This window comes from Mycobacterium sp. WMMD1722 (genome assembly GCF_049315205.1).
Taxonomy (GTDB): Bacteria; Actinomycetota; Actinomycetes; order Mycobacteriales; family Mycobacteriaceae; genus Mycobacterium.
In genome coordinates, this window is sequence record NZ_CP186056.1 from 1643627 (window position 1) to 1664350 (window position 20724).

Genomic DNA, 20724 nt, shown 5'->3' on the forward strand with positions numbered 1-20724 from the left:
ATCGCCCCCGGTGTACGGTTCGCTCGTGCTGGCAGCAGACTCTCTTCGCTCCGGATTGGCGAACGCTTTCCGGCCCCGCACGTCGCCACCGAGCACCGCGTCGGTGCTGCGCTCGATCCTGTGGCCGATCGCGATTCTGACGATCATCCACCGCACCTACGTGCTGGCCACCAACGGATTCATCACCGACGACTTCGGGCCCGTCTACCGGGCGGTGTCAAACCTGCGCCTCGGGCTGGACATCTACAACGAGCACTTCGAACACGTCGATCCGCACTACCTCTATCCGCCCGGCGGCACCCTGCTGCTGTCGCCGTTCGGCTTCCTGCCCGAGGTGGCCTCGCGCAACTGGTATTTCACGCTCAACAGCCTCGCGACCGTGATCGCGGCCTATCTGCTGCTGCGCCTGTTCAACTACACGCTGGCCTCGGTGGCCGCCCCCGCGCTGCTGCTGGCGATGTACTGCACCGAATCGGTGACCAACACGCTGGTCTTCACCAACATCAACGGCTTCATGCTGCTGGCCGAGGTGCTCTTCTTCCGCTGGTTGCTCGACGGGCGGCGCGGTCACGAGTGGCTGGCCGGCGCGGCGATCGGGCTGGCGCTGGTGGTCAAACCGTCACTGGCGCCGTTGCTGCTGCTGCCGCTGCTCAACCGGCAATGGCGGCCGCTGGTCACCGCGGTCGCGGTACCGGTCGTTTTCAACGCCGCCGCCTGGCCGTTGCACACCGACCCGATGGACTTCGTCACCCGCACCGTTCCCTACATCATGGGCACCCGCGACTACTTCAACAGCTCGATCCAGGGCAACGGCATCTACTACGGCCTGCCCCCGCTGCTGATCCTCGGCTTGCGAATCCTGTTCCTGCTCCTGGCCATCGGCAGTCTGGTACTGCTGTACCGCTTCTACCGCACCCGCGATCCGCTGTTCTGGATGCTGACATCCTCGGGCGTGCTGCTGACCGCCTCGTTCCTCGTGCTCTCCCTCGGCCAGGCCTACTACTCGATGATGCTGTTCCCGTTCCTGATGACGGTGGTTCTGCCGAACTCCGTGCTGCGCAACTGGCCGGCCTGGCTGGCGGTGTACGGGTTCATGACGATGGACAAGTGGCTGATGTGGCAGTGGCCCACCACCGGGCGGTTCCTGGAGTACATGAAGGTGACCTACGGGTGGTCACTGATGCTGGTGGTGGTGTTCTCGGTGCTGTACTTCCGGTATCTCGACGCCAAAGCCGACGGCCGACTCGACGGTGGCATCGATCCGCCGTGGCTGGGCAAGGCCGTACCGGCGGGTGCGACAACGCCCGCCCGCGCCGAATCGCTCGATTGACCGCCGCCGCTCGGCAGGCTCCCCCGGCGCGGATTTAGGCTGCTCAGAAGCCTCCGATCTCGTACGATTGATCCGTTCGAGGGGAGGCCGATGTGGTGTACACCATTCCGGTCGAACCGTCGTCCATCACTGCCGAGTGGCTCAGCGACGTCATGGATGCCGACGTGCGCGCCGTGGAACTCGAGCAGATCGCCGTCGGTGTCGGACTTCTCGGCCGGCTGTTCCGCGCGCATCTGCAGGGGCCCGACGTCCCCGATTCGGTGGTCATCAAGATGCCTACGCTGGACGCCCGCGCCCGCTCCGCGCTGTGCGAAGATCTCGGCCTCTACCTCCGCGAGATTCGCTTCTATCAGCACATCGGTGTGGCCAACCCGCTGCGCCCGGCAACGCCCTACTTCGCCGCCATCGACGAGGCCACGCACGACTTCGTGCTGGTGCTCGAGGACCTCGCCCGGCTGCGGACCGTCGACCAGATCGTCGGCTGCGCAGCGGCGGACGCCGAGACGGTGGTCGACGCCATCGCCGCCCACCACGCCCACTGGTGGGACAACGAGGAATTGATGCGGCTGTCCTGGCTGGTGTCGTTCGGCGATCCCACGTTCGTTGCCGTGACCGCCGCCAACTACCGGGCAGCCTGGCCGGCTCTGCTCAACACCCTCGACGTCGACCTCACACCGGCCGTCCGCACCTACGGTGAGCGCTTCGCATCGCTGATCCCGTGGTTCCTGTCCGAACTGGCGCGCCCCCCGCAGACCTTCCTGCACGGCGATCTGCGTCTGGATCAACTGTTCTTCGCGACAGGGGCGGACGATCCCCCGGTCACTGCGTTGGACTGGCAGATCACCGGCAAAGGACGAGGCGCTTACGACCTCGCCTACTTCCTCACCCAGAGCCTGAGCATCGAGACTCGGCGTGCCTGCGAAGCCGGGCTGATCGAGCGCTACGCCCAGCGCCTCGCCGAGCGCGGCATCTCCTACCCGGCGCCACAATTGTGGCGCGATTACCGGCTCACCACCGGATGGTGTTTCGCCTATCCGGTGCTCGCCGCCGGCCGCGTCGACATCGTCAATGACCGGCAGCTCGCGTTGGTGCGCGCCATGTTCACCAATGCGGTCACGGCGCTCGGCGACCACGACGCCTTCTCGCTGAGACCCGACTGACCATGACCGGGCACCGCCCCGGCTGCGGGGCCTGCGGTACGGCGAACGAAGACGACGCTCGGTTCTGCGAAGCGTGCGGGTCGCCGCTGGCCCGGGTCTGCACGGCGTGCGGCGTGGCGGCCAGCTCCGCGGCACGGTTCTGCCGCGGTTGCGGCGCGCCACTGAACGATTCGACGGTCCCCGAATCCCGTCACGGGGCTGACCTCACGGCCGGACCGGTGCGCAAGACCGTGACGGTCCTGTTCGCCGATCTGGCCGGCTCGACAGCCTTCGAGGAGCGCGTCGACGCCGAGACCGCGCGCGAGGTGATCGGCCGCTACCACACCCTGCTCCGCACGACTTCCGACCGCCACCGCGCCGGTGTGGTCAAGTACATCGGCGACGGGTTCATGGCGCTGTGGGGAGTACCCGATGTGGGCCCGGACGACGCGGTGCGCGCGGTCGAGGGCGCCGTCGCGCTGCAGGACGAGTTCGTCGGGCTCGCCGCACACGTGCAGGCCACCTACGGCGCCGAACTGGCGTTGCGGGTGGCGGTGAACACCGGCGAGGTGGTCGTCGGGCTCGGCGATGCCGATCTGGTCGGCGACGCGCTCAACGTGGCCGCTCGGCTCGAATCACTGTGTCCGCACGGCGGTGTCGTGGTCGGCGAGGAAACCTGGCGTTCGACACGCGACAGCCACCGCTACGAGTCCGCCGGGCGAGTCCAGGTCAAGGGCCGCAGCGCACCGGTGGCGGTGTATCACTGGCGCGGTCGCCGATCCGACACCCCCGCACCCGTCGCCCTGGTCGGTCGGACCACCGAACTGACCCGGCTGCAGGCCGCGCTGGACAGCGCGCGGACGAACCGGACGGCGCGGCTGGTCACGGTCGTCGGTGAACCCGGTGTCGGGAAGAGCCGGCTGGCCGCGGAGTTCGCCGCCGGCCTTCCGCAATCAACTGTGCTGCAGGCCCGTTGCGACCTCGACGGTACGGTCGCATTGGCGCCGCTGGTCGAGATGCTGCGCGCTGTGGACCTCCGGACTTCGGTCCCCAGCGGTGTCCCCGAGAGGGAGCGCCTGCTGCGCGACCTCGACGGGCTGATGATGGGTGTCCCGGGATCGGTGGAGGAGACCTTCTGGGCGTTGCGCCGTTTCGTCGAGGTGCTCGGTCACACCGATCCGGTGGTGCTGATCCTCGATGACATCCAGTGGGCGGCTGCGCTGTTGCTCGACTTCATCGAGCACCTCGTCGAATGGGTACACGACGCGCCGCTCCTCGTCCTGGCGCTGGCCCGTCCCGAACTGCGGGAGGTACGACCGGATCTCGTCACGGCAAGCCGCTGGGTGTTCGAGGCGATCCACCTCGACGGCCTCGACGGCGCCGCCACCGCGCGGCTGGCCGCCACGGTACTGGGCACCCAGCGGCTGCCCGCAGAACTGGTGGAGCGGCTGTCCTCCTCCACCGGTGGCAACCCGCTGTTCGTGCGGGAGCTGATCGGAATGCTGGCCCACGACGGGGTTCTCGTCGAACAATCGGCCGGCTGGCGCCTCACCATCGACGTCGACGCCATCACGATTCCGCCGACGATCCATGCGCTACTGGCCTCCCGGCTCGAGCGGCTCGCGCCCGCTGACCGGCGTGTGCTCGAGGTCGCCTCCGTGAGCGGATACGACTTCTCGATCGACTCTGTTGTCGCGCTCACCGCAGCCGACCCCGCCGCGATCGCCGAGTCCCTGAACCGGCTGCGGCGCCTGGATCTCGCCCAGCCCAGCGGCGCCTACCTCGGAGACGAGCCCGTGTGGCGATTCCACCACGTCCTGATCCGCGACGTGGCGTATCGGCGGCTGCTCAAGTCCGATCGCGCCGAACTCCATGAGCGGCTGGCCGATTGGGTGCGGGCCGGCAGACACGCGGCGTTCGACACCGACGAGGTGATCGCCCGGCATCTGGAAGCGGCCCACGGCTATCGCGTCGATTTAGGTGCCCCGACCCAGCACGTCGGCGAGCTGGCGGTACGCGCCGCCCGCCACTACGCCGTTTCCGCGCGCCGCGCACTGGACCGCGACGAATTGATCTCGGCGGGGACGCAGGCCGTGCGCGGCGCCGCGCTGGCCCCCGCCGAGGATCCGGTGCGCAACGAACTGCTTCTGATCGGGTGCGAGGCGTTCCTGTCGGCGGGCGACGTGGCCTCGGGTGCACCCCTGGTCGACGAGTTCGCCGGCACGGCCGAATCCGACCTCCGCCCCTGGGCCACCTGTTACCGCGCCCAGCTGAGCGTCTACACCGACCCCGAGCGGCTGTTGGAGGTGGACGCCGACCTCACCTCGGCCATCGAGGAATTCACCGCGCGCCAGGATGCGGCCGGCCTGGCCAAGGCCTACCGGGTGCGTGCCGGCGCCCGATCGCGGCTGGGCCGCATCGGTGACTGCGAAGCCGATCTGTTCGAAGCGCTCATCGCCGCCCGGCGCAGCGGAGACCACCGGCAGATCGCTGCAGCGCTCGGGGCGGCTCCCAGCGCCGCGCTGTGGGGGCCGAGCCCGGTGCCCAAGGCCGGCGGGCGCTGTCTCGACGTGGTGCGGATGCAGCGAATGACCACGGCCGCCCCCTCGCTGGAGGCCACGTCGCTGCGCTGCCTCGCGGTGCTCGAACTCCTGCGTGGGCGACCGGCCAAGGCGCGCTCGATGCTCGCCGAAGCCCGTCAGGTGGTCGCCGACCTCGGTCTGCGCCACGGGCTCATGGAAACCGAACTCTTCGCGGGGATCATCGAAGCCTCCCAGGGCGACTTCGTCGCCGCCGAACCGCACTTTCGCACGGCGCTGGAGGGGCTGGACGCACTGGGCGTCGGCGTGGACGCCGGCCAGGCCGCTGCCCTGCTCGCGCGTGCGGTGCTCGAACAGGGCCGGGTCGACGAAGCCGACCGCTACGCGCGCGAGAGCGAACGGTTGGCGGGACGAAACCTCAAGACCGCCATCGCCTGGCGCGCGGTGCGCGCCGAGATCCTGGCCGCCCAAGGCCGACATGACGACGCCGTCGCCACCGCGCGCGATGCGGTGGCGGTGGCGGCGGGCACCGACCTGGTACTCGACCACGCGGAGGCCTGCCTCGCGCTGACCCGGGTGCTGACCGCGGCCGGCGACAGTGACGGCGCCCGGCGGGCACTCGACGAGGCAACGTCGCTCTACGCCGCCAAAGAGGTGGCGGCCGCCGCCCGCGCGACGGCGGCCTCGGGCGGCGCGCCACCTGACACCGAGCACACCGCCCCCGGAACGCGGCTGGCGGTGGTCAACCGGGTGAGCAGACTGGCCGACAGCGCCTGGCAGGCCATGGCGTCGCGCGATGTCGCGGCGGCGGTGTCGGTGCACTCCGACCGCTTCACCTACGACGACCGGCGGCGGGTCAGCGGGGAACCGATCGACGACGTCGCCGAGTTGAGCGCGGCGTCCGAGCGCATCCTCGATCAGTATCCGCATAGCGACTGGCGCACGCTGGCGGTGCGCGGCGAGTACCTGGAACTGCGGTGGAGCAGGCTGTGGGATGACGCCGGCAACGAAGCCGCGACGCTGAACGTGTTGCAGGCCGGACCCGACGGACGCATCAACTACTTCGGGCGCTTCGACGACGACGACCTCGACAACGCCACCCGTGAACTGGACCGGCGCTATTACGCCGGCGAGGGTGCGCGGTTCGCCGAGAACGGACTTCCGGCCAGCGAAGCTCCCCGGCTCCTCGACAGCGGGCGACTCGACACCCTGTTCAGTGAACTGACGGCGCCGGACCTGCAGGTCGAGAGCCGATCGGCACGCGGGTTCCCTGTCCGATCCGCCGGCGATCTCCGCGAGAGCCTCGGGCAGCTCGACGACATGGTCACCGCCAGGCGGACCTGGATGTCGACGGTGCGATGGCTGTCACCGACGTGGAGCGTGGTGCGCCTGGAGCGCGAAGCCACCGGATCCGACGGTGAGCGGTACGCCTGGACGATGATCCTGGTCTCCCAGCACCGCTCCGGCCGAATTGTGTCGATCTGCGAATTCGACGCCGACGACGAGGACGCCGCATTCGCCTACGCCGAGGAGCGTGCCCGAACGGCCCATCGGCTGACGCTGGCGAATCGTGCCACCGACACGATGGCCGCCATGGTCACCGCCCTGGGCCGCCGCGACGTCGAGGCGACCCTGGCGCTGCTCTCGGAGCGCTTCACTTTCGCAGACCACCGGGCGCTCGGCGGCGCTCCGATCCACGACATGCGGCCGGCGACGTTGCGGGTGGTCGAGCAGTTCAACCACTTCGACTGGCGGCCCCTGGCGGTCCGGGGCGACCGTCTGCTTCTGGCCTGGAGTCAGTGGTCGGACGACGCAGGGAACCGGACCTGTCATCTGCACGTCCAGGAGGTCGAGGACGACGGCCTGATCACGCACGAGGGCCGATTCGACGCCGACGACTTCGAGACCGCCTACACCGAACTGGAGCGCCGCTACTACGCCGGGGAGGGGGCCGCCTTCGCGGCGTCGGGCGTCGTCTCGACCGCGGCGATCTCGGCGATCAACCGCAACGATTACGACCGGCTGATGACCGAGGTCGCCTCGGCGGACCTGCGGGTCGAGAATCGCAGCCGTTCGCTGTTCCCCGACCGCTCGGCCGACGAATTGCGGGCCAGCTTCGGCCAGCTGAACGCGATGGTCAGCTCGGCGCGCACCTGGCTGGCCGCGGTGATCTGGATGTCACCCCACTGGAACGTCACGCGCCTCGAACGCGAAGCCGTCGGACCGGACGGTGAGCGCTTCACCTGGGAGCGCATCCTGGTGACCGAGATTCGCGACGACCGCCTCACCCTGATGTGCGAATTCGAGCTCGAGGACGAGGACGCCGCTTTCGCCTACGTCGAGGAGCGCGCGCGACCGTCCGCCCACCGGCTCGCGGTGAGCAACCGGTGCACTCAGATGGTCGCCGACGTGCTGGCGGCCTTCGACGCGAACGACATCGATGGCGCCTTCGCCCGCATCTCCGAGTCATACGTCTACAACGACCGGCGGCGCCTGGCCGGGACGGTCATCGACGACATCGCGACCCTGCGCACCGCCACCGACCGAATCCGGAAGCAGTACAGCCACTTCCACTACCGGCCGCTGGCGGTGCGCGGTGACACCGTGTGCCTCTACCGCAGCCGCTGGCTGGACGACTCCGGTAACGAGACCGGTTTCCTGCATGTGTTCGAGATCGGCCACGACGGCCTCTCCCGGTACGAAGGCCGATTCGACACCGACGATTTCGAGGCCGCGTACTCCGAACTGGAGCAGCGCTACTACGCCGGCGAGGGCGCGGCGCACGCCGACATCGGCGCGGCCGCCACCGGGTGGGTGACCGCGGTCAACCGCGGAGACTTCGACCGAGCCTTCGACGGTGACACCTACCCCGTCGCACCGGCGGAGAATCGGTCCCGCGCGGTGTTCCCCGATCCGGCGGTCAGTGGTCTCGCGGCCAGCCTCGCGAGCCTGACCGCCATGGTCTCCTCGGCATGCACCTGGGCCTCGGCTCTGCGCTGGATCGGACGCTTCGCAGTGGCGCGCCTGGAACGCGAGGCGACCGGCCCGGACGGCGAATCCTATTCGTGGACCTGGCTGGTGGTATGCGAAACGCTGGCCGGCCGCTTCGTCGCGACGCACATGTTCGACCTCGCGGACGAGGATGCGGCGTTCGCCCTCGCCGAGCAGGGACACCGAACCGATGCCACGCGGTTGGCGAAGACGAACCGGTGCTGCGAGACGGTCGAGGCTTTGCAGCGGGCGATGAACGACGCCGATCTCGACGCGGCCGTCGCCTGCTATGCGCACCCCTCGGTGTACGACGACCACCGACGGTTGCGGGGCGCTCCCGTCCGCGACGCCGCCGGTCTGCGGGCCGCCGGCGAACGAATCCTGCGGCAGTACACCAGCTTCCGATTCCAGGTGGTGGCCGTGCGCGGCGACAGACTGAGTCTGCACAGGAGCGCCTGGTCCGACGAAGCGGGCAACGAATCGGTCTATCTGCATGTCTACGAGGTCGGCCCGGACGGGCGGTTCCTCTTCGAGGGACGCTTCGATGCCGACGACTTCGTTGCGGCCTACCGGGAACTGTCGGATCGCTACCACGCCGGCGAAGGCGCCGCATTCGCCGAGTGGGGCGCTGTGGAGGTGGGCTACGCGGCGTCCTACAACACCGGCGATTTCGAGCGGATGTTCGGTGAGCTCACCCATCCCGACATCAGCTTCGGCAACCGCTCACGCTCGGGCTTCCCGGACCGTTCGCGCACGGCCCTGCGTGCCAGCGTCGAGGAGATGGCCGCGATGGTGTCGACGTCACGCATCTGGAATTCGGTCGTGTGGTGGGTGGCACCTGGAGTGTTGCTCAGCCGCATGGAGCGGGAAGCCGTCGGCCGCGACGGCGAGCACTACCTCTGGGAACGGATCCTGGTCACCGAGATCGCCGGTGGACAGGTGGTCGGGGTCTGCGAGTTCGACCCTGAGGACGAGGCCGCCGCGTTCGCGCACGCCCAGGAACGGGTGCGTGCGCCGAAAACTCGCTAACGTAAACACATGACCTCATCGGCGCCCAAACTCCAGTTGACCGACGACGAGTGGCGCAAGAAGCTCACGCCGGAGGAATTCCACGTGCTGCGGCAGGCCGGTACCGAGCGGCCCTTCGTCGGTGAATACACCGACACCACAACCGAGGGTGTGTACCAGTGCCGGGCCTGCGGGGCCGAACTGTTCCGCAGCACCGAGAAATTCGAGTCCCACTGCGGCTGGCCGTCCTTCTTCGACCCGGCCGCCTTGGATGCGGTGATCCTGCGCCCCGACGACTCATTGGGCATGCGCCGGGTGGAGGTGTTGTGCGCCAACTGCCACAGCCACCTGGGTCACGTGTTCGAAGGCGAGGGCTACCCCACGCCGACCGATCAGCGCTACTGCATCAACTCGATCTCACTACGGTTGGTGCGCGCCGGCTAGCCTCGGCGCGCAACAGCTCCAACATGTCGGCCGGACTCAGCGGCCGGCTGTAGTGATACCCCTGCGCCACGTCGCACTGGTAGGCGCGCAGCCGCTCGGCGGTTTCCAGGTTCTCCACGCCCTCGGCCACGGTGGTCAGCCCCAGCACGCGCGCCAACCCGACCACCGCCCGCACGATCACCGCGGCGCGCGCGTCCCACACGATCGGTTCGATGAACCCGCGGTCGAGTTTCACCTCGTCGACCGGCAGTTCGCGCAGATAGCTCAGCGCCGAATAGCCGCTGCCGAAATCGTCGATGGCCACCCGCACGCCGTGGTCGCGCAACTGCTGCAGCACCGCACAGGTCCGCTTGATGTCCGACAGGAACAGATCTTCGGTGATCTCGACGATCAACGCCGCACCGGGCAGTCCCCGCGCCGCCAGCGCTTCGTTGATCCGGTCGGGAAGCTGCAGATCGGCGACCGACGGGGCGAACAGGTTCACCGCGACCGGCACCGCGATCCCCTCGGCGGCCCACCGGGCGGCATCGTCGAGCGATTTGCTCAGGACCAGATCGGTGATCGCCCCCATCATGCCGTGCCGGCGCACCAGCGGAAGGAACGCGGCCGGGCCCAGCAGGCCGTGCACCCGGTGCCGCCAGCGCAACAGCGCCTCGGCCCCGACGACACGGGAGGTCGCCAGCTCGTATTTGGGTTGATACACCACGGTCAGCTCATCGCGTTCGATCGCGTGGCGCAGTTGACCCAGCAGCTGCACCGCCGCCGCACCCGTATTGGGGTCATCGGTGTGCGCGCCGGAGGTCGGCGCGGCCACGTCGGGATACAGCAGGGCAAGTTCCGGGGTGAATTCGTGGACACCGCCCGCGCGGGCCCGTTTCGCGACGTACATCGCGACGTCGGCGCGTTTGTACAGCTCGTCGCCGGACACCGCGTCCGCACCCGCGACCGCGAGCCCGATGCTGGGCCGCATCAGCAGATCGTGGCCGTCGAGGGTGAACGGAGCGTCGAACGCCTCGACGACGCGGTGCGCCACCTCGGTGGAGTGGTCGACCTGCTCCTCCAGCAGAATCGCGAACTCGTCACCGCCCTGGCGGGCGACGGTGTCCCCCGGCCGCACGCATCGCAGCAACCGCTCGGCGACCTTGACCAGCAGCTCGTTGCCCGCACTGTGGCCCAGCGAGTCGTTGACCACCTTGAAATCGTTGAGATCCAGCGACAGCACCGCTACCTTGCGGCCGTCGCGTTCCCGCAGCTGGATGGCGTGGGCCAACCGGTCGTTGAACAGCGTGCTGTTGGCCAGCCCGGTCAGCGGATCGCGTAACGCCTGGTCGGCCACCCGGCTCAGCAGCCTGCGGTTCTCCCACGACGCGAGCGTCTGCCGAATGCAGATCGCGAAGAGCACCGCCAGCACGACGGCCCGCAGCACCCCGTCGAGCACCATCACGGCCGCGACGGTGCCGCCCACCAGCAGCGGCAGATACGGCAGCCAGATCGACATCTTGGTCGGCACCTGCGGGACGTCCGCCGGCGGCGCCGGGCAATCGCGGCTCACCAACGCCGCGGCACCGAACATCACGGCTCCCACCATCCAGCCCAGGTCGACGGGATGACCGGAGCCGTAGGCGTCTTCGGCGGTGAGCCAGGCGAACGCGCTGTCGGACAGGGTGACCATCAGCATCGCCCCGGTCAGCAGCGTGATCGGCAGCCGCTGCCCGATGTCGGCGCGGACGAGCACCAGCAACGCGATGGCCACGATCATGAGGTCGGTCACCGGGTAGAGCAGCGCCAGCGCCAGTCCGAACCGGTCCCCCGTGTCGGCCGCGTAGACGTCGTCCAGTGCCGTCACCCAGGACAGCAGGAACAGCGACAACGCCACGATCAGGCCGTCGAGGAAGAGGCGGATCCGGGACTGCCCGGCCGATCCGACCGGCATTTGCAGCAACGCCAGACAGCCGAAGAGCGGGAACATCAGATAGGCGATGTCGGCGGGTGAGGGAAACGGACTCTCGTGGGCGACCAATTCGTAGAACGCCCAGAGGGTCTCCCCGAGCGTCCACCCACTCAGCGCGATGGCCCAGCACACCCAGGCGCTGCGCCGCCGCCCCGTCGTCGCCCCGACCGCCAGCGCGGCGCAGACCGCCGCGTAGCCGGTGCACACGATGATGCCGAGGTTCGCCGCGACGACCGACCCCGGCAGCTGACCGAACAGCCATACCGCCAGGACCACCACCACGACGACCGAGGCCGTCATCGCCGCCCGGGGTCCCCCGTGCACACCAGGCACCCCGCCTCCAAGCCCATCCCCGCCAGGAGCGGAGAATCCGCGCCCATGCTGGCTGCGAACCTAGCAAAATTCGGGCCGGTGAACCCAGGAACCGATACGGCGTCAGGGCAGCCGCGACACCAGTTCCTCCACCCCGACCCGCGGCCCGGTGAAGAACGGCGTCTCCTCCCGGACATGCCGGCGGGCATCGGTGGCGCGCAGGTCGCGCATCAGATCCACGATGCGGTGCAGTTCGGGCGCCTCGAAGGCGAGGATCCACTCGTAATCGCCGAGCGCGAACGACGGCACGGTGTTGGCGCGGACGTCCTTGTAATCGCGGGCGGCCATGCCGTGTTCGGACAGCATCCGGCGGCGCTCGTCGTCGGGTAGCAGATACCACTCCAGCGAGCGCACGAAGGGATACACGCAGATGTAGTTTCCGGCCTCTTCGCCGGCCAGGAACGCCGGGATGTGGCTCTTGTTGAACTCCGCCGGGCGGTGCAGCGCGACGTTGCTCCACACCGGCGAACTGGTCCGGCCCAGCGTGGTGGCCCGCCGGAAGTCGGCGTAGGTAACCTGCAGCGCCTCGACGTTGTCGGCGTGGGTCCACATCATGAAGTCGGCATCGGCCCGCAGACCGGCGACGTCGTAGAGGCCCCGGACGACGACGCCGCGTTCCTCCTGCTGTTTGAGGAAGGTGGCGGTCTCGTCGGCGATCGCGGCGCGGGCCTCGTCCTCGTAGCCCAACTCCCCCGGTCGCACGGCGAAGACCGAGAACATCAGATAGCGGATCTGGGAGTTGAGGGCGTCGAAGTCGAGCTTGGCCATGGCCCTATCGTGCCACGCCGGAGGTGGCCAGCGACGCCACCGCCTTCGCCGCCGACGCCACGCAGGCCGGCACCCCGATCCCGTCCAGATAACCGCCGGCCACCACCAGCCCGGCCGGCAGTCCGGCCCGCAGCTCGGCGATCAGCTCGGCGTGACCGGGACCGTACTGCGGCATCGCGTCCAGCCACCGCTGCACGTGGTGGTCGACGGGTTCGGCGGCGATCCCGAACACCGCGCCAAGATCCTCGACCGCCCAGTTCACCAGCTCGTCGTCGCCGGCGCTGCGGGCCAGCTGATCACCGAATCGGCCGTAGGACAGCCGCAGCAACTCCACGTTGCCGCGGGCCCCCCATTTACGCGACGACAGGGTGATCGCTTTGGCCCGTAGCCGTTCTCCGCCGGCGACGAGGACGCCGGACTGCTGTGGCAGCGGAGTTCCGCCGGGCAGGGCGAGGGCGACCACCGCGGCCGAGGCGACCGCGATGCGGCGCGCCGCCACGGCGGTGCGCGGCGCGAGCTGCTCGACCAGGTGTGGCAACCGCGGCGCCGGTACGGCCAGCACGACCGCGTCGGCGCGATGCCGGCCACCTTCGTCGTCGAGGACGTCGTAGCCGCCGGCGCTGCGCTCCACCCGATCGGCGCCGACCTGGCACCACGAGATACCCGCCTGCTCACGCAGCGCCTCGAGCAGGACCGTGTAACCACCGTCGATCGCGCCGAAGACCGAACCGGTCGCCGGCGGCGGCAGCGCCGCGCGGACCGCGTCGGTCAGGTTGCGCGCCCCCCGGTCCAGCGCGTCGGCCAGTGTCGGTGCCGCCGCGCGCAGACCGATGGTCGCGGCCGAGCCGGCGTACACCCCGGCCAACAGCGGATCCACCGATCGGGTCACCACCTGCTCGCCGAAGCGGTCACCGACCAGGGCGGCCACCGTCGGATCCGCGCCACGGCGCCAGGACAACGGCCGCGACCGTTCGTCGGTGATCCACGCAACGGTGGCGTCGTCGACCAAACCGGCCACCGACGACGCCTGGGCGGGGATGCCCTGCAATGCGCCCTGCGGCATCGGATGCAGCCGGGCGCCGCTGTAGATCAGCGGGCGGACGCCGGTGGTGCCCACCTGGCGGTCGGCGAGGCCGAGTTCGGCCAGCAGCGCGGGCACCTCGGGACGCCGGGCGACGAACGCCTCGGCCCCGACGTCGAGCCATTGGCCGCCCACCCGTTCGGTGCGCAGCACACCCCCCAGCCGGTCGGCCGGGTCGAGCAGGGTGATGGTCGCGTCGGGACCCGCGGTGACCCGCAGCCGATATGCCGCGGTCAAGCCCGAGATGCCTCCTCCGACAACGCAGTACGACCGGCTCACAGCGCGTGCACCAGCTCCACGGTCGCGGTGATGATTTCGGGGTCGGTGGCCGGTAGCACCCCGTGGCCGAGGTTGAAGACGTGCCCCGTGGCGCCGGCGTCCACCGCGCGGCGGCCGTCTTCGACGACCGAGCGCACCGCCTTCTCGACGACCGGCCAGCCGGCCAGCATCACCACCGGGTCCAGGTTGCCCTGCAGCGCCGTGCCCGGGCGGACCCGGCCCGCGGCGTCGGTCAGCGAGGTGCGCCAGTCCACGCCGACCACGTGCGGACCAGCCTCGGACATGGCACCCAGCAGTTCGGCGGTGCCGACACCGAAGTGGGTCATGGGCACGCCCGCGGGTGCGAGTTCGGCGAAGACCCGGGCGGAGTGCGGCAGCACATGGCTGCGGTAATCGGCCAGCGACAGCGTGCCCGCCCAGGAGTCGAAGACCTGCAGCGCGTCGATCCCCGCGTCGACCTGGGTCTGCAGGAAGCCGATCGTCACGTCGGTCAGCGCGCTCATCAGCGCGTGCCAGGTCTGCGGTTCGCCGAACATCATCGCCTTGGTGCGCTCGTGGTGCTTGCTGGGCCCGCCTTCGACCAGGTAGGAGGCCAGGGTGAAGGGGGCACCGGCGAAACCGATGAGCGGTACGTCGCCGAGCGCCTCGGTCAGCATCGCGATCGCCGCCGCGACGGGCGCCACCTGATCGCGGTCCAGCGGGTTGACCGCCGCGACGTCGGCGGCCGTGCGGATCGGATGCTCGATGACCGGCCCGACGTCGGGCACGATGTCCAGGGCGATGCCCGAGGCCCGCAACGGCACCACGATGTCGGAGAACAGGATCGCCGCATCGACGCCGTGGCGACGAACCGGCTGCAGCGTGATCTCGGTGATCAGCTCGGCGTCGAAACAGGCTTGCATCATGGTGTTGCGGGCCCGCAACGCCCGGTACTCGGGCAGCGACCGGCCGGCCTGGCGCATGAACCACACCGGAACCCGGTGGGGTTTGCGACCGCGGACGGCGGCGAGGTAGGGCGATTCGGGCAGTTCGCGACGGCTGTTCATCGGCATCAATGCTGCCACGCCCACGCCGGTGCTCCCGTGACGGGAGCCTCGGTCCGGTCGAGCCCGATTCGGCGTCGCGATCCAGCGTTTCGAGATTGCGCACAGATCGCCGGAATCGCCGATCCCACGATCTGACGGCAGAGTCAACGCGGGACGGGCACGGCGTGGTCGCCGGCTACGGCGCGCCTGCGCCGACGTGCGGCGCAATGGTCTAGCGTCATTCGGCGTGACCACCGCCGAACCGGCTCAGTTCCGTACTGCGGTGGCGGCGATGAATGCCACCACCGTGCGACCGGAGATCGAGCTGGGCCCGATTCGTCCGCCGCAGCGGCTCGCGCCCTACAGCTACGCCCTGGGCGCCGAGGTCCGTCACCCGGGCGAGGGCGCCGACGCGATGATCGTGCCCGAACGCAGCGACGGCGACGCCTTCGGCCGACTGATCCTGCTGCACGACCCCGAGGGCGCCGAGGCGTGGGACGGCACGATGCGTCTGGTCGCCTACATCCAGGCCGACCTCGACTCCAGTGAAGCCGTCGACCCGCTGCTGCCGGAGGTCGCGTGGAGCTGGCTGGTCGAGGCGCTGGAAACCCGAGCCGACCACGTGACGGCGCTGGGCGGCACGGTCACCGCCACCACCTCGGTGCGGTACGGCGACATCTCCGGCCCGCCGCGCGCCCACCAGCTGGAGCTGCGCGCCTCCTGGACCGCCACCTCGCTGGAATTGGGACCCCACGTCGAGGCGTTCTGCGAGGTGCTCGAGCATGCCGCGGGTCTACCGCCGGCCGGGGTGACCGATCTGAGTTCCCGCAGCCGCGCGTGAGATGACCGACGAGCCCGACCGCGACGCCGACGGCGCCGAACCCGAGACCACCGAATCCGACGCGACGCCGACCACGCCGCTGCTGGCCCCCGTCGACGGGGTGCCCGAACTCGCCGTCACCACCGAGCAGATCCTCTCCGCGGCCGAACTGCTGGCATCCGGCCACGGGCCGTTCGCGATCGACGCCGAACGCGCATCCGGCTTCCGCTACTCCAACCGGGCCTACCTGGTGCAGATCCGCCGCGCCGGGGCCGGCACGGTGCTGATCGACCCGGTCAACCACGGCGAGGACCCCACGATGGTGATGGCGCCGGTGGCCGACGTCCTGGACACCGGCGAATGGGTGCTGCACGCTGCCGATCAGGATCTGCCGTGCCTGGCCGAACTGGGGATGCGGCCGCCGGCGTTGTACGACACCGAACTCGCCGGACGACTCGCCGGGTATCAGCGGGTGAATCTGGCCACCATGGTTTCCGAACTGCTCGGGCTGCAGCTGATGAAGGGGCACGGGGCCGCCGACTGGTCGAAGCGCCCGCTGCCCGAGGAATGGCTGAACTACGCCGCACTCGACGTCGAGGTGCTGCTGGAGCTGCGCGACGCGGTCGCCGCAGTGCTCGAAGAGCAGGGCAAGACGAACTGGGCGGCACAGGAATTCGAGCACCTGCGTACCTACACGGCGGCCCCCACCCGCCGCGACCGGTGGCGGCGCACATCCGGGATCCACAAGATCCGCAATCCGCGCGCGCTGGCCGCGGTGCGCGAGTTGTGGACGACGCGCGACGAGATCGCCCGGCGCCGCGACATCGCACCGGGACGCATCCTGCCCGACGCAGCGATCATCAATGCCGCCACCACAGATCCCGACACCATCGACAAGCTCACCGCGCTGCCGGTCTTCGGCGGGACACGCCAGCGCCGGAGCGCCAATGTGTGGCTGGCTGCGCTGGAGCGTGCCCGCACCGCCGACGACCCACCCGAATCGGCCGAACCGCCCAACGGTCCACCGCCGCCGTCCCGCTGGTCGCGTCGCAAACCCGAGGCGGCCGCCCGGCTGGAGGCTGCACGCGCCGGGCTGGCGGCGCTGTCCGAACGGGTCGACGTTCCGTCGGAGAACCTCATCACACCCGAGGTGGTCCGGCGGTTGTGCTGGGATTGGGAGTCCGTCGGCGACACCGCGACACAGATCGAACAGTTCCTCGTCGACAGCGCCGTTCGACCCTGGCAACGCCAACTCGTGGTCCCCGTTCTGACCGCGGCACTGACCCCCTCCGCCGACGGCTGAACCGGTAGCGTTTGAGGCTCTGACGAAGGGGGAACCGCCTCCTGGTGCCGAGCGCCGAAGCGTCAACCGCCGTCGAGAATCCCCTCCTTCTGGGCCCTGCGCTACGCCATGTCGGTGAGACCACCGCCGTGGTGTGGGTGCAGACCGACAAGCCCGCCACCGTGACCGTGTTGGGTTGTGCCGCCGACACTTTCGAGGTGCAGGGCCATCACTATGCGTTGGTCACCGTCACCGGCCTGGAGCCGGACTCCACCGTCGAATACCAGGTGTCGATCGACGGCAGACAGGTGTGGCCCGAACCCGGCAGCCCGTTCCCGCCCAGCGTGATCCGCACCCGGGGGCCGCAGATGGCCGAGCGGCTGCGCGCGGTGTTCGGCTCCTGCCGGTATCCCAAGACCGGGGTCGCCGAGATCGACGACAAACTCGGCGCCGACGCCCTGGACCGCTACGCCGGCCGGATGGCCCGGCTGCCGGTCGAGCAGTGGCCCGACGTGTTGATCCTGCTGGGCGATCAGGTGTACGCCGACGAACTCACCCCCGAGGCCCGCGAACACCTCACCGGACGCCGACGGGGCCGACTCCACCACACCCACCGCCCCCCGGACGAGGTGGTGTCGTTCGACGAATACGAAGAGCTGTACCGGCATTCGTGGTCGGATCCGGAGATCCGCTGGATCATGTCGACCGTTCCCACAGCGATGATCTTCGACGACCACGATATCCGCGACGACTGGAACACCTCCGCGGCCTGGCGGGCCGAGATCAACCAGGAGCCGTGGTGGCGCGACCGGATCCGGGCCGGGTTGGCGTGCTACTGGGTCTATCAGCACATGGGCAATCTGAGTCCGGACGAGCTGGCCGCCGACGAGGACCACCAGCGGATGACCGCCACCGACGGCGACTGGTGGCCGGCCCTGGTGGAGATGGCCGACCGCGCCGACGCCGAGGTCGACGCCAACAAGGGTGTGCGGTTCTCCTACCGCTGGGACATGGGCCGCAGCCGGTTCCTCATGATGGACAGCCGCAACGGACGCATCCTCGATTCCGGCGAGCGCATGATGATCGGCGAACGTGAGTTCTCCTGGCTCGAGGCTCAGGCCGAGGACGGCATCGAAGAGGTGGACCACCTGGTCCTCGGCTCTTCGGTGCCGTGGCTGCTCCCGCCGGTGCTCTCGGACCTGCAGACCGTCAACGAGATCTCCGCCGACAAGCCCGGATGGCGCGGGTGGCCTGCCGAGCAGATCCGCCAGGCCGCCGACCTGGAACACTGGCCGGCGTTCATGAAGTCGTTTCTCCGGCTGACGACGATGATCCGCCGCGCGGCGACCCGTCCGGGCGGGCCCGCGACCGTGACGGTGCTCTCCGGCGATGTGCACCACAGCTATGCGGCGCGGGCGATCCTCGACGGCGTGCCCGACGCGGTGCCGGTACACCAGCTGGTGTGCTCGCCGGTGCACAACTACGTGCCCGGCTACGTCAAACCCGCCTTCAAGATCGGGTGGTCGAACAGGATGGCGCCGATCACGCGGCGCTGGGCGCGCCGTCACGGCTCACCGGATCTGCCGGTGAGCTGGAACAACTCCGCGGGCCCCCTGTTCGGCAACACCATTGCGACGCTGTCGATTTCGGGTCGGCACGCCGAGGTGCTGTTCGAACAGCCCAGCGGCGAGGACGGTATCGACGAAGTCGCCAGAGTGGCCCTGGGTCAGGGTCAGCCGGCGATCAGTCCAGCTGCTCGCTGACCTCGTCGGCGCTGTCGGCACTGCCGGTCTCGGTGCCGGTGCTGCCCTGGGCGGCGATCCAGCCGGTGATCTGGCGGGCGATGTTGCGGTCGGTGAGCCCCACCTCGGCGAGTACCTCGCCACGCGAGGCGTGGTCGAAGAACTGCTGAGGCAACCCGAGATCGCGGCAGGGCACGTCGATCTCGGCGCGCCGCAGCGCCGCTGACACCGCGGATCCGACGCCGCCGTGTACGCCGTTGTCCTCCAGGGTCACCACCAGTTTGTGCGCGGCGGCCAACTCGGTGATCGCCTCGGGGACCGGCAGCACCCACCGCGGATCGACGACGGTGACGCCGATGCCCTGGTTGCGTAGCCGCTCGGCGACCGTCATCGCCATCACGGCGAACGGGCCCACGGCGACCAGCAGCACGTCCTCGGACAGGCCCTGATCGGGCCGGGCCAGCACGTCCACCCCGCCGCGACGTTCGACAGCCTCGATGTCGGCACCGACGTCGCCCTTGGGGAACCGGATCGCGGTCGGCCCGTCGGCGACGTCGAGCGCCTCGGCGAGTTCTTCGCGCAACCGGGCGCCGTCACGCGGCGCGGCGACCCGCATGCCCGGCACGATGCCGAGGATCGACAGATCCCACATGCCGTTGTGGCTGGCGCCGTCCGGACCCGTGACCCCGGAGCGGTCGAGCACGATGGTGACGGGCAGCTTGTGCAGCGCGACATCCATCATCATCTGGTCGAACGCGCGGTTGAGGAATGTCGAATAGATCGCCACCACCGGGTGCAATCCGCCCATGGCCAGGCCGGCGGCCGAGGTCATGGCGTGCTGTTCGGCGATGCCGACATCGAAGAACCGGTCCGGGAACCGGTCGCGGAACGCCGAGAGCCCGGTGGGCCCCGGCATCGCCGCGGTGATCGCGACCACGTCGCGCCGTCGGGCGCCCGCGGCCAGCAGGGCCTCGGTGAACGCCGACGTCCACCCCGGACCGGCCACCTTGGTGGCAGCGCCGGTGGCGACATCGATGACGCCGCAGGCGTGCATCTGCTCGGCCTCGTCGTTCTCGGCCGGCGCGTAGCCGTTGCCCTTGCGGGTGACGACGTGGACGATCACCGGCGCATTGAAGCCGCGGGCATGGCGCAGCGCTGATTCCACCGCGTGTTCGTCATGGCCGTCGATCGGGCCGACGTACTTCAACCCGAGGTCGGTGAACATCACCTGAGGCGACAGCGCGTCTTTGATGCCGGCCTTCACGCTGTGCATGCACTGGTAGCAGAACTCGCCGATGACCGGCAGCCCGCGCACCGCTTTGCGGCCCTCGTCGAGCAGGCGCTCGTAGCCGGGCTGCAGGCGCAGCGCCGCGAGGTGGTCGGCGAAGCCGCCGATGGTGGGTGCGTAGCTGCGCCCGTTGTCGTTGACGACGATGATCACCGGCCGGCGTGCGGCGGCGATGTTGTTCAGCGCCTCCCAGCACATTCCGCCGGTCAGCGCTCCGTCACCGACGACGGCCACCACGTGGCGGTTGCGGTGACCGGTCAGCTCGAAGGCCTTGGCCAGTCCGTCGGCGTAGGACAGCGCGGCACTGGCGTGGCTGGACTCGACCCAGTCGTGTTCACTCTCGGCGCGCGACGGATACCCCGACAGCCCGTCCTTCTTGCGCAGGGAGTCGAAGTCGTGGGCGCGTCCGGTCAGCATCTTGTGGACGTAGGCCTGGTGGCCGGTGTCGAAGACGATCGGATCGTGCGGCGAGTCGAAGACCCGGTGCAAGGCCAGCGTCAACTCCACCACACCGAGGTTGGGCCCGAGGTGGCCACCGGTCGCAGCGACCTTGTGGATGAGGAACTGACGGATCTCCCCCGCGAGTTCACCCAGCTGATTTTGCGAAAGGTGCTGGAGATCAGCGGGACCGCGGATCTGTTCAAGCATCCGACCAGTCTACGCA

The 20724-nt window shown here is 69.6% G+C and carries 12 protein-coding genes and 1 pseudogene; 8 read left to right on the forward strand and 5 right to left on the reverse strand.

Annotation, left to right across the window (positions count from 1 at the left end; translation table 11 throughout):
* Positions 1-10: 10 nt before the first annotated feature.
* From aftC to msrB, 5 genes and pseudogenes are all read left to right on the forward strand, one after another.
* The gene (aftC, locus tag ACN27E_RS07680) at positions 11-1330 is read left to right on the forward strand and encodes an arabinofuranan 3-O-arabinosyltransferase (RefSeq protein WP_422747945.1); all 1320 of its coding nucleotides are present in this window, start codon (positions 11-13) and stop codon (positions 1328-1330) included.
* Positions 1331-1422: 92 nt separating this feature from the next.
* Positions 1423-2490, forward strand: a complete 1068-nt coding sequence (locus ACN27E_RS07685; protein ID WP_422747947.1) for a phosphotransferase — start codon at positions 1423-1425, stop codon at positions 2488-2490.
* Between the two features lie 2 nt (positions 2491-2492).
* Positions 2493-2633, forward strand: a pseudogene (locus tag ACN27E_RS07690) (double zinc ribbon domain-containing protein); the annotation flags it as partial.
* Between the two features lie 75 nt (positions 2634-2708).
* Positions 2709-9029 carry an AAA family ATPase gene (locus ACN27E_RS07695; protein WP_422749700.1) on the forward strand — a complete coding sequence of 2107 codons (6321 nt, stop codon included), beginning with the start codon at positions 2709-2711 and terminating at the stop codon, positions 9027-9029.
* Positions 9030-9038: 9 nt separating this feature from the next.
* Positions 9039-9452, forward strand: a complete 414-nt coding sequence (gene msrB, locus ACN27E_RS07700) for a peptide-methionine (R)-S-oxide reductase MsrB (protein ID WP_422747948.1) — start codon at positions 9039-9041, stop codon at positions 9450-9452.
* Here msrB and ACN27E_RS07705 read toward each other — a convergent pair.
* From ACN27E_RS07705 to hemE, 4 genes are all read right to left on the reverse strand, one after another.
* Positions 9415-11727 (reverse strand): putative bifunctional diguanylate cyclase/phosphodiesterase, encoded by a 2313-nt coding sequence (locus ACN27E_RS07705; RefSeq protein WP_422747950.1) that lies wholly within the window; start codon positions 11725-11727, stop codon positions 9415-9417. The two genes, msrB and ACN27E_RS07705, sit on opposite strands and share 38 nt — an antisense overlap.
* A gap of 111 nt (positions 11728-11838) precedes the next feature.
* The gene (gene hemQ / locus ACN27E_RS07710; RefSeq protein WP_422747951.1) at positions 11839-12543 is read right to left on the reverse strand and encodes a hydrogen peroxide-dependent heme synthase; all 705 of its coding nucleotides are present in this window, start codon (positions 12541-12543) and stop codon (positions 11839-11841) included.
* Between the two features lie 4 nt (positions 12544-12547).
* The gene (locus ACN27E_RS07715; RefSeq protein WP_422747953.1) at positions 12548-13903 is read right to left on the reverse strand and encodes a protoporphyrinogen oxidase; all 1356 of its coding nucleotides are present in this window, start codon (positions 13901-13903) and stop codon (positions 12548-12550) included.
* Positions 13900-14949, reverse strand: a complete 1050-nt coding sequence (hemE, locus tag ACN27E_RS07720) for a uroporphyrinogen decarboxylase (protein ID WP_422747955.1) — start codon at positions 14947-14949, stop codon at positions 13900-13902. The genes ACN27E_RS07715 and hemE overlap by 4 nt, the downstream gene beginning before the upstream one ends.
* Positions 14950-15175: 226 nt before the next feature.
* Here hemE and ACN27E_RS07725 point away from each other — a divergent pair, with 226 nt between their 5' ends.
* The 3 genes from ACN27E_RS07725 to ACN27E_RS07735 are packed head-to-tail and all read left to right on the forward strand — an operon-like array spanning position 15176 to position 18793.
* Positions 15176-15769 carry a DUF3000 domain-containing protein gene (locus tag ACN27E_RS07725; protein ID WP_422747956.1) on the forward strand — a complete coding sequence of 198 codons (594 nt, stop codon included), beginning with the start codon at positions 15176-15178 and terminating at the stop codon, positions 15767-15769.
* Between the two features lies 1 nt (position 15770).
* Positions 15771-17051: an HRDC domain-containing protein gene (locus ACN27E_RS07730; protein WP_422747958.1), complete on the forward strand. Its 1281-nt coding sequence runs from the start codon at positions 15771-15773 to the stop codon at positions 17049-17051.
* 44 nt (positions 17052-17095) lie between these two features.
* Complete coding sequence (locus ACN27E_RS07735) at positions 17096-18793, forward strand: alkaline phosphatase D family protein (RefSeq protein ID WP_422747960.1); 1698 nt, start codon at positions 17096-17098, stop codon at positions 18791-18793.
* Here the strand turns inward: ACN27E_RS07735 and dxs are convergent.
* Complete coding sequence (gene dxs, locus ACN27E_RS07740) at positions 18774-20708, reverse strand: 1-deoxy-D-xylulose-5-phosphate synthase (RefSeq protein ID WP_422747962.1); 1935 nt, start codon at positions 20706-20708, stop codon at positions 18774-18776. The two genes, ACN27E_RS07735 and dxs, sit on opposite strands and share 20 nt — an antisense overlap.
* Positions 20709-20724: the final 16 nt, after the last annotated feature.